Annotated in this window: 18 protein-coding genes, 3 tRNA genes and 1 rRNA gene; 16 read left to right on the top strand and 6 right to left on the bottom strand. The window is 58.6% G+C overall.

The features are described from left to right. Positions 1 to 62: 62 nt before the first annotated feature. The 11 genes from rrf to HMPREF3175_RS10070 all read left to right on the top strand — a co-directional run bounded on the left by rrf (position 63) and on the right by HMPREF3175_RS10070 (position 5,746). Positions 63 to 179, top strand: a 5S ribosomal RNA gene (gene rrf, locus HMPREF3175_RS00680). Positions 180 to 603: 424 nt separating this feature from the next. Beyond that, complete coding sequence (locus HMPREF3175_RS10075; protein ID WP_141742425.1) at positions 604 to 924, top strand: SRPBCC family protein; 321 nt, start codon at positions 604 to 606, stop codon at positions 922 to 924. A 99-nt stretch (positions 925 to 1,023) separates the two neighbouring features. After that, positions 1,024 to 1,097, top strand: a tRNA-Pro gene (locus tag HMPREF3175_RS00670). Positions 1,098 to 1,301: 204 nt separating this feature from the next. After that, entirely contained in the window at positions 1,302 to 2,987 is a 1,686-nt protein-coding gene (locus HMPREF3175_RS00665) for an FAD-binding dehydrogenase (protein WP_070490122.1), read from the top strand. 89 nt (positions 2,988 to 3,076) lie between these two features. Then, positions 3,077 to 3,952 carry a DsbA family protein gene (locus HMPREF3175_RS00660; RefSeq protein ID WP_035754828.1) on the top strand — a complete coding sequence of 292 codons (876 nt, stop codon included), beginning with the start codon at positions 3,077 to 3,079 and terminating at the stop codon, positions 3,950 to 3,952. Positions 3,953 to 4,037: 85 nt separating this feature from the next. Continuing rightward, positions 4,038 to 4,111 (top strand) — tRNA-Thr (locus HMPREF3175_RS00655). Between the two features lie 31 nt (positions 4,112 to 4,142). Next, a tRNA-Val gene (locus tag HMPREF3175_RS00650) sits at positions 4,143 to 4,216 on the top strand. Positions 4,217 to 4,629: 413 nt separating this feature from the next. Then, a complete protein-coding gene (locus HMPREF3175_RS09785) occupies positions 4,630 to 4,974 on the top strand; it encodes a tyrosine-type recombinase/integrase (protein WP_176744715.1) in 345 nt (114 codons plus the stop codon). Continuing rightward, entirely contained in the window at positions 4,961 to 5,224 is a 264-nt protein-coding gene (locus HMPREF3175_RS00640) for a site-specific integrase (protein ID WP_035754833.1), read from the top strand. The genes HMPREF3175_RS09785 and HMPREF3175_RS00640 overlap by 14 nt, the downstream gene beginning before the upstream one ends. Positions 5,225 to 5,421: 197 nt before the next feature. Continuing rightward, complete coding sequence (locus HMPREF3175_RS10585) at positions 5,422 to 5,610, top strand: excisionase family DNA-binding protein (protein ID WP_083289322.1); 189 nt, start codon at positions 5,422 to 5,424, stop codon at positions 5,608 to 5,610. Continuing rightward, positions 5,561 to 5,746, top strand: coding sequence for a hypothetical protein (locus HMPREF3175_RS10070; RefSeq protein WP_035754835.1), 186 nt, complete (start codon positions 5,561 to 5,563; stop codon positions 5,744 to 5,746). Before HMPREF3175_RS10585 ends, HMPREF3175_RS10070 begins: the two co-directional genes overlap by 50 nt. A 149-nt stretch (positions 5,747 to 5,895) precedes the next feature. Here the strand turns inward: HMPREF3175_RS10070 and HMPREF3175_RS00630 are convergent, their stop codons facing one another. The 3 genes from HMPREF3175_RS00630 to HMPREF3175_RS00620 are packed head-to-tail and all read right to left on the bottom strand — an operon-like array spanning position 5,896 to position 7,066. After that, positions 5,896 to 6,357 carry a hypothetical protein gene (locus HMPREF3175_RS00630; protein WP_141742424.1) on the bottom strand — a complete coding sequence of 154 codons (462 nt, stop codon included), beginning with the start codon at positions 6,355 to 6,357 and terminating at the stop codon, positions 5,896 to 5,898. An 8-nt stretch (positions 6,358 to 6,365) separates the two neighbouring features. Continuing rightward, positions 6,366 to 6,629, bottom strand: a complete 264-nt coding sequence (locus HMPREF3175_RS00625; RefSeq protein WP_370977510.1) for a DUF6973 domain-containing protein — start codon at positions 6,627 to 6,629, stop codon at positions 6,366 to 6,368. Then, entirely contained in the window at positions 6,578 to 7,066 is a 489-nt protein-coding gene (locus tag HMPREF3175_RS00620; protein ID WP_141742423.1) for a hypothetical protein, read from the bottom strand. Before HMPREF3175_RS00620 ends, HMPREF3175_RS00625 begins: the two co-directional genes overlap by 52 nt. Positions 7,067 to 7,165: 99 nt before the next feature. Here HMPREF3175_RS00620 and HMPREF3175_RS00615 point away from each other — a divergent pair, with 99 nt between their 5' ends. Continuing rightward, positions 7,166 to 8,467 carry a DNA primase family protein gene (locus tag HMPREF3175_RS00615; protein WP_256174104.1) on the top strand — a complete coding sequence of 434 codons (1,302 nt, stop codon included), beginning with the start codon at positions 7,166 to 7,168 and terminating at the stop codon, positions 8,465 to 8,467. A gap of 848 nt (positions 8,468 to 9,315) precedes the next feature. After that, complete coding sequence (locus HMPREF3175_RS00610) at positions 9,316 to 11,466, top strand: threonine/serine exporter family protein (RefSeq protein WP_083289321.1); 2,151 nt, start codon at positions 9,316 to 9,318, stop codon at positions 11,464 to 11,466. A gap of 5 nt (positions 11,467 to 11,471) precedes the next feature. Here the strand turns inward: HMPREF3175_RS00610 and HMPREF3175_RS00605 are convergent, their stop codons facing one another. Next, a complete protein-coding gene (locus HMPREF3175_RS00605; RefSeq protein WP_083285504.1) occupies positions 11,472 to 12,329 on the bottom strand; it encodes a uracil-DNA glycosylase in 858 nt (285 codons plus the stop codon). A 148-nt stretch (positions 12,330 to 12,477) separates the two neighbouring features. On the opposite strand from HMPREF3175_RS00605, the gene HMPREF3175_RS00600 reads away from it, so the two are divergent. From HMPREF3175_RS00600 to groL, 3 genes are all read left to right on the top strand, one after another. After that, on the top strand, positions 12,478 to 12,837 hold the full coding sequence (locus tag HMPREF3175_RS00600) for a DUF3263 domain-containing protein (RefSeq protein ID WP_052048267.1): 360 nt from the start codon (positions 12,478 to 12,480) through the stop codon (positions 12,835 to 12,837). A 7-nt stretch (positions 12,838 to 12,844) separates the two neighbouring features. Further along, entirely contained in the window at positions 12,845 to 13,585 is a 741-nt protein-coding gene (locus HMPREF3175_RS00595; RefSeq protein WP_070490114.1) for a LytR C-terminal domain-containing protein, read from the top strand. A gap of 225 nt (positions 13,586 to 13,810) precedes the next feature. Next, positions 13,811 to 15,436, top strand: a complete 1,626-nt coding sequence (groL, locus tag HMPREF3175_RS00590; RefSeq protein ID WP_035754847.1) for a chaperonin GroEL — start codon at positions 13,811 to 13,813, stop codon at positions 15,434 to 15,436. Positions 15,437 to 15,555: 119 nt separating this feature from the next. Here the strand turns inward: groL and HMPREF3175_RS00585 are convergent, their stop codons facing one another. Together HMPREF3175_RS00585 and HMPREF3175_RS00580 are read right to left on the bottom strand one after the other, a co-directional pair. Then, complete coding sequence (locus HMPREF3175_RS00585; RefSeq protein WP_070490110.1) at positions 15,556 to 16,569, bottom strand: permease prefix domain 1-containing protein; 1,014 nt, start codon at positions 16,567 to 16,569, stop codon at positions 15,556 to 15,558. Beyond that, positions 16,566 to 16,901, bottom strand: a complete 336-nt coding sequence (locus HMPREF3175_RS00580) for a PadR family transcriptional regulator (protein ID WP_070490108.1) — start codon at positions 16,899 to 16,901, stop codon at positions 16,566 to 16,568. Before HMPREF3175_RS00580 ends, HMPREF3175_RS00585 begins: the two co-directional genes overlap by 4 nt. Between the last annotated feature and the right edge of the window lie 127 nt (positions 16,902 to 17,028).

Raw genomic sequence — 17,028 nt, 5'->3', positions numbered from 1 at the left:
ACACTCGTACACGTAACACACAGATTTCCCGCAACCCGGTACGGGTTGATGGGTGAGAGAGTTACGGCGGTTATAGCGTGGGGGAAACGCCCGGTCCCATCCCGAACCCGGAAGCTAAGCCCCACAGCGCCGATGGTACTGCAACCGGGAGGTTGTGGGAGAGTAGGACACCGCCGAACACACTATAGAAAGGATGTTGGTCCCGAAGCTCCCAACCCCCACACACAGGGGGTTCGGTCGCAGCATCGGGACCAACACCCATTTAAACCACAAAACCAGGGATAACAGAAGAAGCACGGGTAGCTGCTGAGTGCCACAAGTGAACAGCGCCGTGTTAGGCCGCACTACGACAGTGCTATCTCAAGCCTCACGTCATCAGACCCCGGTAGCATCCCTACGGAAGCCGGCTCTATAGACTGAATCCATGACTGACATGCCGCTGTTCAGCCACGCACCACAAGACAAACCTGAAACCGACGCGCAACAGCCAAGCAACAGCCAAGCACGCTGGTACGCGTCGAAGCGATCGTTCCCGTAGACATCCTGAACGCGTGCGAAGGCCTCGTCGACTACACAGACCTCTGGTGGCCCCGCAACCAACGCTTGAGCACTGACCCGGAAGCCCAACTTATCTGGGACGAAAACAGCCTCTTTGAAATCGACGAGCAAGGCAACGTCCACCTATGGGGACACAACCACGGAAGCGAACCACCGCTAAAGATCAGCATCCTGCTCGAAAACGAAGCGTTCCCACACCACATCGCAACCTTCACATTTACGCCACACGGAGCCCAATCAACACGCGTCGACATCCGTGCAGAAGCGCCCCGGGCAAGCCACCGGATCACGAGCAGCATCTGGCGGGATGTACTCCAAAGCTATTCAACCTTCATGGGCAACCGGGAGCGAGCTCAACGTACTTAGAATGACTGCATGCTGACAACTCAGGACGTGTGACGTTATACGTGAAATCTCGATTATGTTCCTGAGAAGCCTTGATGTAAGGTGTGAAGGTCTCGTCACCGGGGTGTGGCGCAGCTTGGTAGCGCGCGTCGTTCGGGACGACGAGGTCGCAGGTTCAAATCCTGTCACCCCGACGCAGAGGTTCTGGCCTGGAGCAAAAGCTCCAGGCCTCAACTGTTTAACCGGCTATACCGAGCTCTATTGAGGGTTACCGCCTTAACGTTCTGCTGGCCGTTAACCCTCTATTGAGCGGTTATGCCTAGTCGGGCCGCTCAATCTCAGATACTGTTACTGAAACCATCCCCGTAACAACGAAGGATTCAACGAGAGCAGTATTCATGGACGCAGACGTCATTGTTGTAGGTGCTGGGCTGGCGGGACTCGTCGCTGCAAGAGAAGCGATTCGGGGCGGACTCTCAGTAGCTGTTCTGGATCAAGAGAACCGACAGAACCTCGGGGGCCAGGCGTTCTGGTCGTTCGGCGGAATGTTCCTGATCGATACACCACAACAGCGCCGCCTAGGCGTCAAGGACTCGGCCGAGCTCGCGCACTCAGACTGGAGCGGAACCGCCGGCTTCGACCGACTCGATGACTCGGATGGGCTTGCCCAAGACCGGTGGGCGAAACGGTGGGCCTATGAATACGTCGAATTCGCTGCAGGGGAGAAAGCCTCATACCTGGCTGAACACGGCATCAAGTTCACGCCGGTTGTCGGTTGGGCTGAACGCGGCGGAACATCAGCGGACGGGCACGGAAACTCCGTGCCGCGCTTCCATGTCCCTTGGGGGACAGGTACCGGCATCGTGAAGCCATTCATCAACTTCGCGCTGCAAGCAGAGAAAGACGGCAAACTCCGGTTCCACTTCCGCCACCGCGTTACCGGGCTTGTGACTGATAGCGGGCGCGTCGTCGGAGTAGAAGGCGAAGTTCTCGAGAACTCGGCACGAGACCGCGGACGTAGCTCGACTCGTACGCGCACTGGAGGGTTCACAATCACCGCGCCTGCCGTCGTGATGGCGACCGGCGGTATCGGAGCCAACACCGAACTGGTACGTGCCAACTGGCCCGAACGCCTCGGGTCTGCGCCACGGAACATGATCTGCGGGGTTCCGGACTACGTCGACGGATCAGGCCTGATCGCAGCAGAAGCCGCGGGTGCACGATGGGTCAATAAAGACCGCATGTGGCACTACACGGAGGGGATCATCAACTATGATCCGGTGTGGCCGCACCACGGTATCCGGATCCTGCCGGGCCCAACGCCGCTGTGGTTCGATGCGCGCGGCAGAAGGCTCCCGCACCCTAACCTGCCCGGATATGACACCCTCGAGACCCTCAAGTACCTGCGCACAACGGAAGATATTAAGGACTATGAGCATTCGTGGTTCATCGTCAACGAACGGATCCTCGCGAAAGAATTCGCGCTCTCCGGCTCCGAACAAAACCCGGACATCACATCGGGGAAGATGGCCAGAGTGCTCGCCTCACGCTTGTCTTCCGGAATCTCCGGACCGGTGCGGCGCTTCCAACGCCAAGGCCAGGACTTCTTGACCGCCGAAACCCTAGAGAAGCTCGTGCCGCAAATGAATCAGTTGGTCGGGGAAGAGCTCATCGACGGCGATGAGCTGCGGGCGCAGATTCAGGCACGCGACCTGCAGATCGACAACCCGTTCTCGAAAGACGCCCAAATCCAGGGGATCCACAACTCCCGGGCTTTCCGCGGCGACCGGATGATCCGCACCACCAAGCCGCACAAGCTCCTCGACCCAGCGGCGGGGCCGCTTGTTGCGGTGCGGCTTCACATCCTCACACGCAAATCGCTAGGCGGCCTGCAGACAGACCTGGCATCACGGGTTATCGGAAGCGACGGCGAGGTCTTGCCGGGGCTTTGGGCGGCTGGCGAAGCCGCTGGCTTCGGCGGTGGAGGCGTGCACGGTTATCGAGCGCTCGAAGGCACGTTCCTGGGTGGTGCGGTGTTCTCGGGCCTACTAGCGGGCCGCTCACTCGTTGAAACGCTACATTGAGCTTGGGCTAAGCCCGGGCACGTATAATGTTTGAATTGAGTGCCGTGTAGGCAATACACAAAACCGATTCAATAAGGACGTTACTGAGCATGGCAAAGAATCCACCGCGTTCCTCGAATAATCAGGACCGTGTTCAGGCCGCCCGTGAACAGGCGGAGCAGCAGCGCATCGCAACGCAGAAGGCGCAGCGCCGCCGCGCTAACCTCATCAAGGCCGCTATTGCCGCTACCGTGCTGATCGTTGTCGCGGTAGCCGTGGTGATCATCATCGCCCTCAAGAACCAGGACGAAGAGCAGCATTCAGAAAGCTCGTACCCTAAGACCGGTAACGAATACGGCGGTGTGGTTTTCACGAGCCCGAACGAAGCGAAAGAATTCAACCTCAGCGGCACAGTCAAACGCCCGGAAGGGGATCCGCCTGCTCCTGCAGAGGACGTGAACATTAGTGGCGCTGACGCGAACGCTAAACCGGTCCAGGTGATCGTTTACGCTGACCCTGCGTGCCCGCACTGCTTCGAATTCGAGAGGGCTTTTGGCCCGCTGTTGAACCAGAAGCTTGAAGCAGGCGAGATCACGTTGGAACAACGCATGGTCCCGTACCTGGACCGCGGCTCACCAAGCAACTTCTCCTCGCGTGCCGTCAACATGCTCGCGTGTGTGGCTGACGCTAAGCCGGACGCATACAACGCTGTTCTCAACGACGTGTTCGAGACACACATGAACCAGGGCGAGCTGAAGAACCAGGAACTCATCGATCTTGCCAAGAAGCACGGCGTTGAAGGCAAGATTGACAGCTGCGTCACCGAAGGCCGCTTCCGCCCATGGATCGCAAACGCCGACCACCAGGCACGTGAAGATGGTGTGCGTGGAACCCCAAGCGTCTTTGTGAACGGCGAACGGTGGGACGGCGAACAAGAACCGAGCTTCGAGAACTGGCTCCAGACCAAAATCGATGACGCCAAGTAGACACCTACACGTGACAAGCGAGTGTGTGTTTATCCGGCGAATGTCGTAAGATTGGTTATCGTGCCTGAACGCACGGGCACGGTAAGCCTCCTTAGCTCAGCTGGCCAGAGCAACTGTCTTGTAAACAGTAGGTCGCCGGTTCGAATCCGGCAGGGGGCTCGAGGATATTACCGTAAAGGAATATCGTCTAGGATCCTTAGCTCAGCTGGTTAGAGCGTTCGCTTCACACGCGAGAGGTCGCTGGTTCGAGTCCAGTAGGATCCACTTAAAAGCCCCGAGTTCACTCACGAACTCGGGGCTTTTCCTTGTAATCACGCGGAAAATCCGGGTTTTCACGTCGCCGGCATATACTCACATAGTGACACTAAGTGACAGGAAAACTGCCACAGACTGCCACAAAACTGCCACACCTGGACCGAGCGGGGCGTGATGACCACGAAGAAGAAGCTGCCGCGAGGCATTGCAGAGCACCGCGGGAAGTACCGCGTCCGAATAGTGCATAGGGCGAATCGGTCAGCCTAGGCGTCTACACGACACTGACACACGCGAAGGCGGCGCTGGCTATCGCACGGGCAGACATAGCGCAGGGAACGTTCACCACACCAAGAGAAAGAAAAGCGGCTGAGCGAGCTGCAGCAGAAGCCACCGAACGAGAGGCCGCCCGCAACAGGTACACGGTGGATGACCTTTACCGAGACTTCGAGGAATACGAACACTCTCGAGGACTGACCGTCAGCACGATCTACTCCAGAGAATCCAAGTACAGAGTCCACGCCCGCCCCGTGCTCGGATCAATGCCAGTCGTAGAGGTCACCCCGAAGATCATCATGGACTGGTACGACAGACTGCACGAAGACAAAGGGGACGGAGTCAGCCACGATGTTTTCAGCATGGTGCGCACGATGTTCAACTACGCGATCGGCAAGGCCCGCGGTCTACCGTATGACTTCGATCGAGTGATCGAGCGCTCGCCGTTCGAAGGGGCTGGAGATGAAACGCCGCACCCCCGTGAAGGATCCTAACCGGGTACGCATCGCCACACCTGAGCAGGTCGCAGGAATCGCCGCAGAGATGAAGCCTCACGTCCGCTTCGCCGTCTACATCGCCGCATGGGCGGGGCTACGCATGGGCGAAGTGCTCGAGCTACGTCGCAGCGACTTCTACACCACACAGGGACGAAACGGCACACAGTACTTCATCTCCATCAAACGGCAGGTTCAGCACCGCGGGGGCGGGGCACAAGAGCAGTCACCGCTCTCATGTTGTTTTTAACACCTGAACACGCGCGTTCTATCTACGCATCTACCTGCAGGATCCACGGCGAAAGAACCCCAGAACGTGCCCTAGCACGGCAGACACTCACCGCCGCTAAGATTCCATGCCCTCATCACACGCGAGGCCGCTAACGGTGCGACAGTGACCCCTGAACAGGCCGACGCGCTCGTCGGCATACTGCAGGGGGTGGCAAAGTGATCACCACCAAACAGCAAAACAAACTCACCGAACAGCTGAGCGCCGAACAGGCGGCTGAGAGGCTCAACGTCAGCCTTCGCACGATTAGGCGGCTCATCGCCCGCGGAGAGCTGAGGGCGTATCGTATCCAGCTCGATGCAGCGAGAATCTATCCTGGAAGTCTCCGACCTCGGCGCACTGCCTAGAGGCCGTGCCATCGTTACCGGCCCGGGCATTCCTGCAGGACTGCTCGAACTCGTGCACTTCTCCCAAAAGTCCTATGGCCAAGATGTGAAGCTCTCACAGGACTACTACGAGAACGTGGAAAAGTTCCTCTCATAGGCGCCGCCTTCCCCCCGGCAACGCGTAGAAGTAATCACATATATACAAAACCAAGCCATACGTAACCTCGGCTACTCCCCTTAAGCCACGAAAAGGCTGCCAAAGAGCTATTGCTCACTGGCAGCCTTTTCAAACCAACAAGAAGACCCCTATGAGGAAGATCCCTGCGAATTAGTAGGAGACAACTCCATGGTTCCTTCAGGGCCTTCCTGTACCGACCATTGCTGATCGGCCGGGAACGCCTTCACATAGTCTGTCTTTCCGGAGCAGAAATCAACCTTCGAACGGCTCAACTCAACCGGCTGGGCATCATTTCCTTGTCCAAAGACCAACCACTGTCGCTGGTCCCCGGAGTCAGCATCCAACTGATCCACCACGTTTTTCATAGGGGCAGGCAGATCTGCAGAAGCCGAGGAATACGGGCACACCACTGCAACACGTTCCCAAGATTCCATGGGCGAATCCTGCTGCGGAAGCATCACAGTTTTACCAGGCTTCGCCTCAGAAATCAGCGTTTCCTCGTATGAACCTTGCGTAGCGCAACCAGCCATCAGCACGGCCAGAGCAGTCACAGGGATAATTTTCAAAGACAGTCGTTTAGTAGTTTTCATGCTCGCATTCAATGATTTTTGAGGGTAACCAGCTTGTTCTGGTTGGCCAAAGACTTGCACTTAGCACTGCTCTTTGAAGCTGTTTTTTGTGCCTTGCCTACCGATCGACCAGTCTTGTTGTTGGCTAGGTCCATCTTCTTTTCACGCGCCGGTCCGTTACGAACCGCTTCGTGATTTGAAGCAATCTTCATGGCACCATTCTCACCGATGCTGATGGTCATCAAGGCATTCCAGTAACAGTGACGGTAGGCATCTCCCTTGCCATTATGCAGTGATTTAGGGAAAAGCTTTTTGCCGATGCTGTGGCCTTGTTCGCGTCCTTGGCCGCTTTGTTACACGACACGAGATCTACATGGATTACGCAAGCAGCCTTTTCGAAGAAGGACCAAACAATATCGCTGTATGCTGGGCTTGCAACGCTACGGATGCCAACGCTAGCGGCAGAAGAAACCGAAATTTCCCCATTGGGCGCAAAGATCTCGGCGACCTGTTCCGCATCCATCTCTTCGAATTCCTGCAACAGCGTTTCCTGGTCAGACTCGCTCATTTCATCCAGTGCAGCGTATGGATCTGCTGAAGTCTCCAACTGTTCCAGTAGCACCATTGTTTCAGCATCTTCGGGCACCATCGAAGCATGGGCCTCTGAAGAACCAGCAACAAGCGTGGCCGTAATTAGGCCTGCCATCAACACAGAAGATAACTTCCTCATAACCGTAAGGCTTCCCCTCATCCCGCCATCTGATTGGGAAGATGAAGACCTGGAGAAAGATGTTCTGATGGCCAAAAGGCTCATCGTGCTAACCCGCGGTTGATCCGTTACAACCGAGAATGGGAATGGATGACCTGGACTGGGCTGCGGTGGGAGCAAGACCGGGGCAAAGTCGCTGTCGAGGCATGCCTTCAACAAGTGATGCAGTACAGCTACGACGAAGCGTTTGCGCTGCGACGAGGCGATAAACGACTGCAGACAGCCCTAGCCCGGGTCAGCCAAGAAGCAGGGGCTGACGGCGTATTCAAGCGAGCTGCACGAAGCGGCGAGGTGTACACCCCAGCGACAGAGTTCGACACCAAACCGGAGCTTCTGAACACCACGACCGGCGTCTACAACCTAGACACTGGACAGCTCACAGGGCCTGACCGCGACCTTCTACTAACGAAGATCACCGGGGCCGGGTACGTCGAAAACAGCTACGAGGGCAGCGTGTTCCAAAAGACACTTCACGAGTGCCTACCCGATAAGGACGCGCGCGAGTACTTCCAACGAGTTATGGGGTCAGCCCTGAACGGGCGCATCCGAGATCACAAGCTGTTTATTCTTGTGGGCCGGGGCCGTAACGCTAAGTCTCTACTGATGGAAGCGATCACCGGCGCACTAAGTAGCTATGCGGGCAGCACCGAGAACAGTCTTCTCATGCAGTCTTCGCGCCCCAACGAGATGAAGGCACAGGACTATTCAAACCTTGCTGACCTAAAGGGGTTACGCCTAGCAGTAGCCCACGAGCTCCCTCACGGCGTGCGACTAGACCAAGCGTTCGTGAAAAGGCTCACCGGCGGCGACCAGCTCAAGGCCAAGCTCATGGGCAAAGACTTCTTCGAGTTCACCCCGTCACACACGATCACGCTACTAACAAACGACCTACCCGTGATCGACGTGAACGACCCGACAATCTGGACACGGTTAAGCATCATCGAGTTCACCGAATCATTCGAGGGACGCGAAGATATGGATCTACCCATGAAACTATCGACAGACAAGGAACGTCAGGCAGTCCTAGACTGGCTCATCCAGGGGTGGCACTCTTACCAACAGCACCGCCTCAAAGAACCCGAGAGCGTGAAAAAGGCACGCACCGAATACGAGCTAGACAGTGATCAACTACAGCGGTTCATCGAGGAATTTACCGAGGTAGGGGATGGCTACTCGACCCCGGCGCGTGTGTTCGCTCGAGCGGTCAACGAATCATTGCAACCCGGCGATAAGTACCTGAGTGAACGAGAGATCAAGAACCAGATGATCAAGAAAGAATTTGTGTGCAAACGAGTAGGAGGTGGGCAGCGCTGGCTACGTATCCGGCTCATAGGCCGCATAACTGACCAAGACGCGGCGTAACACCACACGGGACAGACTAGAAAGGCCCGGCTTCATTGGGGACATCCCTCACAGGCCGGGCCTTTTCTGTTGCAACATCCCGGCGCATGACGGGCGAGCGTGTAGTTAATGTAGGCAGCTGCCTATCAGTCCTTAACTCTCTCTTTTAAGAAACGATGGGCAAGAGACTACACAAACTACACACCCGGCCGGAGAACCGAGCCACTGACCCCTCAGACCCTCCCCCTACGGGGGCAACCCCTCACAGCACCCCCATACACCTCACGGTGAGCGCTCGCTGTGGTGCCTCACACGGAACCGCCTCACCCGCGCCCCGTGCAGACCGTACAGGCACGAACCACACGCTCCACGGGGTCACCCCTCCCGCGTCGCTGGCTACTCGCTCCCGCCGGCATTGCGATATCTCCCCGGCCTTTTTCCCGCCTCGAAAAGCGCACACGGGCGGCGTGGAATCGCTCGCCCCGCGGTGGAGGTACACAGCGGGATCCAGGGGCCTCAGACGGTCATAGAAGAATCCGAACTGCCACAAAACTGTCACAGCGGAGAAAGTCACCCAAAGATCCTTGAGAATACGCGGTTCTGTGGATACTCCAGTAGGATCCACGCGCAAGCCCCGAGTTCACTCACGGACTCGGGGCTTTCCCGATATTTACGTGCACGGAATGCGTGCGTACGCGCCACGTCCTAAAGTGGTGAGAGGCGCAATACGCAACGTATGCAACAAAATGTGCACAGCAAGAACACTCAGGTGCACAATAAGACCGCATCAAAAAGACCGTGGGACGGCGACACGCATGAGGCTCGCTCTATTCTGCCGCGGCATCAATAGGTGAGGGGGAGACACCCGCATGTCTAACAGTCAGAACCCACGCCAACCCCAAAACGGCCGCGACAACAAGAACGTCCCCTCCTCGAACATGCCCTCCTCAAGGCCGCACCAAACAGGCAACGGGCCTTCCAGACAGTATCCGAGCACCTTCGACCCGAACATTCCACTGCCTGCCGTGCCACCGCCGTCCATACGCGGCATCCGAGCAGAGCACGACGAACACCTCAGCGAAGAAGCCCGCGATGCAACCGGCAACGATGCTCGTGAAGAGGCAACGGACCCTACCCACGACTCAACCCACCGCGCCGACACATCGGCGACCTCCGTGTGGACCGTAGCGCAACGCCAAGGCTCGATTCTCCGTTCGCTTGAAGCCGCCCAAATCTCTGAAGAACAAACCCCCGCCACAGGCACGGGCAACAACACAGACAGCGGCAGCCCGACAGGCACCACATCGCTCGGCACAGTCACGCCGGCAGGTGCCCCGCAACCGCGCGGTATTTCACAACAGCACGGTGTCTCACAACAGCGCGGTGTCTCACAACAACACGGTGCCCTTGAAACGCACGGTGTCTCGCAGCCACACAAGAAGCGGGGTTCCCGCGGGCTCCGTGTGCCGCATCGCCGCGGGAAACCAGACGGCACAAAACCAGACGGCACAAACACTGATGCCCCAAGAACAACAGCCGAGAATCCGCACGGCCGGAAGCACAAAACCAAGCCACACTCGCCAGAACAGCACGCGGTGACAGCCCCACTCGTGCGCGGGCTGCGCGGCATGATCCAGGGTGAAGCGCCAGCAACAACCACGTTCAACATTGTTGACAGGCTCATCGGCTCACCCTTTGAACAAGCTGCCGCCCGCACCGACCCCCAAGCTGAAGCGGAAAAGGAAGCCGAAAACGTACGACGCGCAATGCGGTTCGCGCTCGACATCGCCGAACTCATGCTGCGGTGGGGCTCCGGCGCGCAAGAAGTTGAGACCGCGGTCATCGCGGTAACCGCCTCGTGCGGGCTGCGGCACGTGGACATGGACATCACGAACCAGTCGATCCACCTCAACTGGACCCCACCAGAAGGCATGCCGGTCTCCGTGATGCGGGTGGTGCGTTCCTTCTCCGACAACTACAAGTCGCTTGCCGCACTGCACCAACTGGTCTCCGACATCTCCGCAGGCCGTGTGGAAATGGAAGCGGCCCAAGCGCGCATGCGTGCAATCCGCCGCTACAGGCACCCGTACTCGGCGAAGGTCACGTTCATCGGAAGTCTCGCGTTTGCGACCCTCTTCGTGGTCTTCATCGGCGGTGGTTGGCGCGCCGCAACCGCGGTGTTCTTCACCCAGGCGTTCATCACGACCGTCACCAGGCTCAACATCAAATGGCGAGTCCCGGAATTCTTCAACGTCGCCTCAAGTACGCTGCTGGCGACCATCATCGCGCTCGTGCTCTATAACTATGAGATCATCAACAACCCCGAAATGGTGGTTGCCGGTGGGCTCATGCTGATCCTGCCCGCCGGCCGGTTCGTCTCCGCAGTGCAAGATGCGATCTACGGGTTCCCGCTCACCGCGGTCTCCAGACTGTTCTCAGCGCTCATCATCTACGCGGCGATCATCACCGGCGTCATGGCCGGCGCCTATGTTGCGGGCTTCTTCAACCTCAGCGAAATCGACCTCGCCCGGCCCCCTGCAGGCAACAACCTCCCGTTCTGGGTGCTCGCGCTACTCGCGGTCTTCGCAGTCCTGAGCGGGGCCGTCATCCAGCAGGTCGCGCCACGGCACCTCATCGCCATCGCGCTCGTTGTGCTCGCCGGCTACTCGACGTTCTGGATCTTCGCTAACACCCTCAACGTGGGGCCACGCGCAACCCCTGCGGTCGCCGCGACAGTCATGGGCCTGCTTGCACGCTTACTAGCTCAACGGCTTAACATTCCATCGCTGATCCTGATCGTCCCATCAGTGATCATCATTCTTCCCGGACTTGCGATCTTCCGCTCCATGTACGCGATGGTTCAACAAGCAGAAGGTATCTCCACGTCGATCGCAGGCATGGTCGTCTCGTTCTCGATCATCATGGCTATCGCCGTGGGCGCCGCGTTCGGTGACCTCCTAGCACGCCCCTTCACCTCCGCACATAACCGAGCAACCAAGCAGCGCTTCCGCCGCCGCTAACGCCGCTACACGGTCCAGTCGATGGGGTCATACCCCATCGAGACCAGGGCCTGATTCGCGCGTGAAAAAGGACGCGAACCGAAAAAGCCGCGACGGGCCGACAACGGCGAAGGGTGCGCGCTCTTGATCACCGGATGCTCCTGAAGCATGGGCTCGAAACTTTGGGCATGCCGGCCCCACAGTATGCAAACAGGAGCGCCCGCGCCGTATTGCCCCTGCGTCTGTTGCCCAGATCCGTAATGACCAGATCCGTAACGACCAGGTCCGTGCTGACCAGATCCTTGCCGACGTGCCCCGCGCCGACCCAGCTCCGACACGATCGCGCCCGTGACCTCGTGCCAACCGCAACGCGAATGAGAGCCAGCCTCGCCACGAGTCACCGTCAGCGAGGAGTTCAACAGCATCACGCCCTGAGCCAGCCACCGCGAAAGATCACCGTGCGCGGCCGGGGCGAGCCCCACATCGTCAGCAAGCTCACGGTAAATATTCACCAAGCTACGCGGAAGCGGCCGCACTGACGCATCACACGCGAAAGCTAGGCCGATCGGATGCCCCTCAGTCGGGTAAGGGTCCTGCCCAATAATCAGGACCCGGACGTCCTCCGGGGGAATAGACAAAGCACGGAACACATGTTGCGGAGCCGGCAGAATACGCTCGCCCGCGGCAAGGCGGGCAGCCAACTCGTCCCCCACACGCCCCAGCTGCGGACCCAAGCCAGCCAAAACATCACACCAGGCCGGTGCGACACCCCAGCTCAGCCACCGTTCACGCCAGCGCGGGAACCAACTGGAGGGATCAGCGGAGACCTCCGCGCTCGTCGGGACGATTACAGCAGGTAACGCATCAGCCGGTAATGCACTCATGAATCAATGCTGGCATGTGCGACGGTTAGAATGAAACACGCACCGCGGCGAAACTAGACGGCCACACCAGACGGACAAGCCCGAGGGGTAGGCCAGAAGGCTAGGCCAGAAGCGGGCCGCCGCATAGCACACCAAGCAAAGGAGCGCAGTGGCTGAAACACCTCAACCCCGGCACTCCTTGACCGAACCCAACTTGACCGATCCCAATCTTGAGTCAGAAGACTCTCCAGCGGGGGAGACCGCAGCGGGGGATGAAACCCTCCCCGAACTGCATCGCGGGATCCTCGACTTTGAGAAGAAGACCTATAAATATAGTGGCGCCAAAGAAGACGCGATCCGCGCCAACTTTGGACTCACAGCAACGCAGTACTACCAGATCCTCAATGGGCTCATCGACCAGCCAGTAGCCCGCCGCTATGCGCCCTACGTGGTGGAGCGGCTACAACAACAACGAGCCGCGCGCACGGCCGCCGCCGGCAACACCCGGGCAACGAGTATGGAGGGATAGGACAACCATGGCCAATCGATACCCCACCGACGAATTCGACTCAGTGCCCGAGACATCCAAACGGGTTGGCGCTCACAGGAACTGGGTTGAATTCCCGTCCCCAACTAAGCGGTTGCGGCCGCTTCTGATCGTTGGAGCGTTCGTGCTGGTGGTGGGGCTCGTGATGTACATCGTTGTGAGGCCGTGGGCCGCCGAAGCATTCGGCGACTTCAAAAAAGACGAGAAACAAACCGAGCAACCTCAAGCCTCGCCATCCACAACAGAAGAGGCGAGCGCAAGCGATACGGAATCTGAGGAACCGAGCCCGAGCGAGTCTGACACGGAAGGCTCGGGTGCCGACGGCGCTGAATCTGGAAGCGCGGACTCTGGAGGCTCCAGCTCTGAAGAAGCCGAAAGCGAAGAATCGAGCGAGTCGCCGGAGAGCAGCGAATCACCAAGTGAGGACGAGGAAAGTAGCGAGCCGGCTCGTGAAGATCGTGATGTGCCGTTGGCGGTCTATAACTCGACCAACCGTAACGGGATGGCGCGCGGTGCAGCCAACTACCTGACCCAGCAGGGCTTCCAGCCAAGAGTTGCTGGGCAGTGGAGCCGCCCCGAGAGCACGAGCCTCGTGTACTACAAGAATGAAGCTGACGCGCAGGTCGCGGCGAAGGTCGCTCGGAGCCTGGGGATCTCCGGGACGTATCAGCACCAGAACATCCCGAGCGACATCACCGTGGTGCTCGGAGCGGACTACACGCCTCGCTAGATTGCGCTGTGGGCGCACGCAAACGCATCTATCTTGCACTCTCGTGGTCAGAGTGCCAACATGGTATTAGCACTCGAGCGCGCTGACTGCCAGAAATGGTGGTTGTGTGTTTCGAGACCACTCGAGGAAGTGAGGGGCGCTACGCCCCGTACCGTCGCGGGCGCGACCTTGAGATGGGACAGAAATGCTTTCACTAGACGTTTCCGGAAAGGAACATCTGAATCCATGGCAAAGACCATTGCATTCGACGAGGAAGCACGCCGCGGACTCGAATCCGGCCTCAACCAGCTGGCCGACGCAGTCAAGGTAACCCTCGGCCCACGCGGTCGCAACGTTGTTCTGGAGAAGAAGTGGGGCGCACCCACCATCACCAACGACGGCGTCTCCATCGCAAAGGAAATCGAACTCGAAGACCCATACGAGAAGATCGGCGCGGAGCTCGTCAAGGAAGTCGCTAAGAAGACTGACGACGTAGCAGGCGACGGCACGACCACCGCTACCGTCCTCGCCCAGGCTCTCGTGAAGGAAGGCCTTCGCAACGTAGCCGCTGGCGCTGACCCGATCGCTATCCGCCGCGGCATCGAGAAAGCTGTTGACGCGGTTACCGAGCAGCTGCTCGGCTCCGCTAAGGAGATCGAAACCAAGGAAGAGATCGCAGCAACCGCATCGATCTCCGCAGGAGATAAGCAGATCGGTGAACTGATCGCTGAAGCCCTCGACAAGGTGGGCAAGGAAGGCGTCATCACCGTCGAGGAGTCCAACACTTTCGGGCTCGACCTCGAACTTACCGAAGGTATGCGCTTCGATAAGGGCTTCATCTCTGCATACTTCGTCTCCGATGCCGAGCGTCAGGAGACCGTGCTTGAAGACCCATACATCTTGATCGTCAACTCGAAGATCTCCGCGGTCAAGGACATCGTCCCTGTCCTAGAGAAGGTCATGCAGTCCGGCAAGCCGCTGCTGATCATCGCCGAAGACGTCGAGGGCGAGCCGCTGGCAACCCTAGTTGTCAACAAGCTGCGCGGTACCTTCAAGTCCGTTGCCGTCAAGGCCCCAGGTTTCGGTGACCGCCGCAAGGCGATGCTCGCCGACATCGCGATCCTGACCGGCGGCCAGGTCATTTCCGAAGAAGTAGGCCTCTCGCTGGAGAACACGACGCTGGACATGCTGGGTACCGCCCGCAAGGTTGTTGTCACCAAGGACGAAACCACGATCGTCGAGGGCGCAGGCTCCGCCGAGGAGATCGCCGGCCGCGTTGCACAGTTGCGCGCCGAGCTGGACGCTACCGAATCCGACTACGACCGCGAGAAGCTCCAGGAGCGCCTCGCGAAGCTCGCAGGTGGCGTGGCTGTTCTCAAGGCAGGTGCCGCAACTGAGGTTGAGCTTAAGGAACGCAAGCACCGCATCGAAGACGCCGTCCGTAACGCAAAGGCAGCCGTCGACGAGGGTATCGTCCCAGGCGGTGGCGTCGCGTTGATCCAGGCAGGCGAGAAGGCGTTCGCTGGCCTCAACCTGGAAGGCGACGAAGCAACCGGCGCGAACATCGTCAAGGTCGCTATCGAGGCACCACTCAAGCAGATCGCTATCAACGCAGGCATGGAGCCAGGCGTTGTGGTTGATAAGGTCCGCGGTCTCGAGCCAGGCTTCGGCCTCAACGCCGCAACCGGCGAGTACGTCAACCTGCTCGAAGACGGCGTGAACGACCCAGTCAAGGTGACCCGCTCTGCACTGCAGAACGCGGCATCCATCGCTGGTCTGTTCCTCACCACCGAAGCCGTTGTCGCCGACATCCCTGAGAAGGCTCCAGAGATGCCAGGCGCTGACCAAATGGGCGGCATGGGCATGATGTAATGCCCGACTAACCGTGCGGTTCACCCGAACCAGCGGAACAGGGTAGCTCCTAGAACGGGGCAACCTACAGAACACAGTTGAGGCCCCGAACACGAAGCGTGTTCGGGGCCTCAACTGTTTCACCTTGGCTCTACTTTCACCTCTGCTCTAGAAGAGATGAGCGCGGCGATCAGCCCGAACAGGACACCTGCGATAGGCCAGATCACCCAAGCCGTGCTCCACGCGTCGAACGCGAACGCCCACACAAGGAAGACCAAAGTGGCAAAGCACCAGTAAGAGCCGGCGATCCGGTCGATCTTGCGGCGGGCCTCCAACTTCTCCGGCGCGTAGTCGCGCGTTGAGGTTAACTGGTTATAGGCGCTACGTTCAATCCCGCCGATAGTCAGGAAGCCAACACCAATACCAGTGAGTGGGAAGAGGATCATCAAACCGACCTGATGGAAGCGTTCAGGGGTTGTTGAAGCATCGGCTTCCGCGCCGCAAATAGCCATTGCAGCTACCGCCAGAATGATGAGCGCCACGCCAGCGCCCATCAAGAAGCTAGTGCGCGTTGAACGTTGCTTCTTCTCTCTTTCGTATGCGAGCAGAACATTCGGTTCAAGATCAACTGAGTCGAACTCGTTGAGACTGACTCCATTACGGGAAGAGCCAGATACGAAGAACAGGGCAACACCGATCGCCACGGAAACGAACAGGCCAGCCAAACCGACAGACAGTGGAGATAACGGGCCGGTATTCGTGAAGAACGCACCGCGCGGTGAATCATTGGCTATGCCGAACGTAGCGATGAAACCGCACCCCAGCAGGATGAGGAAGACCCCTACCGCGACGAAGCGAGCGGTGCGGCGGCGCTGACGTAAGAAGTTCTCAGCGTCCACTTTCGAAAGGTGTACCGAAGATTCTCGGGAGGTTTCGAATTCGGTGCGGATCCCCAGCTCATCAGCGAGTTCGTCCAGGTTGCCGAACTGCGTGATGACCTTACCCACGGCTTCGTTGTCGCTTGCCCCAGAATTACGAAGTTCTGTGTACCGGTCTTCGCACATCTGTAGCAGTTCGGATCGGGCCCGCCTGACCTCACGGGAATCAGGCAGTGCATTGAACATGTTTTCGATGTAGCTCTGGATTGCGTTCATGATAGCTCCTCATTCCTGATGAAAAGACTGACCATCTCGACGGTGGCAAGCCACTCTTGGCACCGTGCCAGGTAAAAGCTGTGGCCATCGTCGGTGATTCGGTAGTAGGTGCGGGGGCGGCCGGTCTCCGAAGCCCCTTTGAAGGATTCGAGAGAACCTGCGTTCTCTAGCCTGCGCATGGCCGAATACAGCGTGGTCTCCTTGATGCTGTAGCGCCCGGCTGCCCGGTTTTCGATGTGCTTGGATATCGCGTATCCGTATGAAGGTTCATCCCAGACGCATTCGAGAACAAGAATGTCGATCACGCCGCGGATGACATCTCCGCTGATCATGTCATCTCCGTTCCTCGTGTCTGATGTCTCACATCTGATCCTACACGTGACGTACTATGTCTGCCATAGTATGAGGGGCAAATTTTAGGGCGGACCAAGGAAAAGTCTCCTGATCCGCCCTCGTTGC

It is taken from the genome of Arthrobacter sp. HMSC08H08, assembly GCF_001807575.1.
Lineage (GTDB): Bacteria > Actinomycetota > Actinomycetes > Actinomycetales > Micrococcaceae > Pseudoglutamicibacter > Pseudoglutamicibacter albus.
Note: the sequence above shows the minus strand (reverse complement) of the source record. Positions and strands in the feature narration are given on the sequence as shown.

Coding starts and splice junctions, on each gene's coding strand:
- HMPREF3175_RS00665 (WP_070490122.1), top strand. CDS start 1,302: ATGGACGCAGACGTCATTGTTGTAGGTGCTGGGCTGGCGGGACTCGTC.
- HMPREF3175_RS00660 (WP_035754828.1), top strand. CDS start 3,077: ATGGCAAAGAATCCACCGCGTTCCTCGAATAATCAGGACCGTGTTCAG.
- HMPREF3175_RS10070 (WP_035754835.1), top strand. CDS start 5,561: ATGCAGCGAGAATCTATCCTGGAAGTCTCCGACCTCGGCGCACTGCCT.
- HMPREF3175_RS00630 (WP_141742424.1), bottom strand. CDS start 6,357: ATGAAAACTACTAAACGACTGTCTTTGAAAATTATCCCTGTGACTGCT.
- HMPREF3175_RS00620 (WP_141742423.1), bottom strand. CDS start 7,066: ATGAGGAAGTTATCTTCTGTGTTGATGGCAGGCCTAATTACGGCCACG.
- HMPREF3175_RS00610 (WP_083289321.1), top strand. CDS start 9,316: ATGTCTAACAGTCAGAACCCACGCCAACCCCAAAACGGCCGCGACAAC.
- HMPREF3175_RS00605 (WP_083285504.1), bottom strand. CDS start 12,329: ATGAGTGCATTACCGGCTGATGCGTTACCTGCTGTAATCGTCCCGACG.
- HMPREF3175_RS00595 (WP_070490114.1), top strand. CDS start 12,845: ATGGCCAATCGATACCCCACCGACGAATTCGACTCAGTGCCCGAGACA.
- groL (WP_035754847.1), top strand. CDS start 13,811: ATGGCAAAGACCATTGCATTCGACGAGGAAGCACGCCGCGGACTCGAA.
- HMPREF3175_RS00585 (WP_070490110.1), bottom strand. CDS start 16,569: ATGAACGCAATCCAGAGCTACATCGAAAACATGTTCAATGCACTGCCT.
- HMPREF3175_RS00580 (WP_070490108.1), bottom strand. CDS start 16,901: ATGATCAGCGGAGATGTCATCCGCGGCGTGATCGACATTCTTGTTCTC.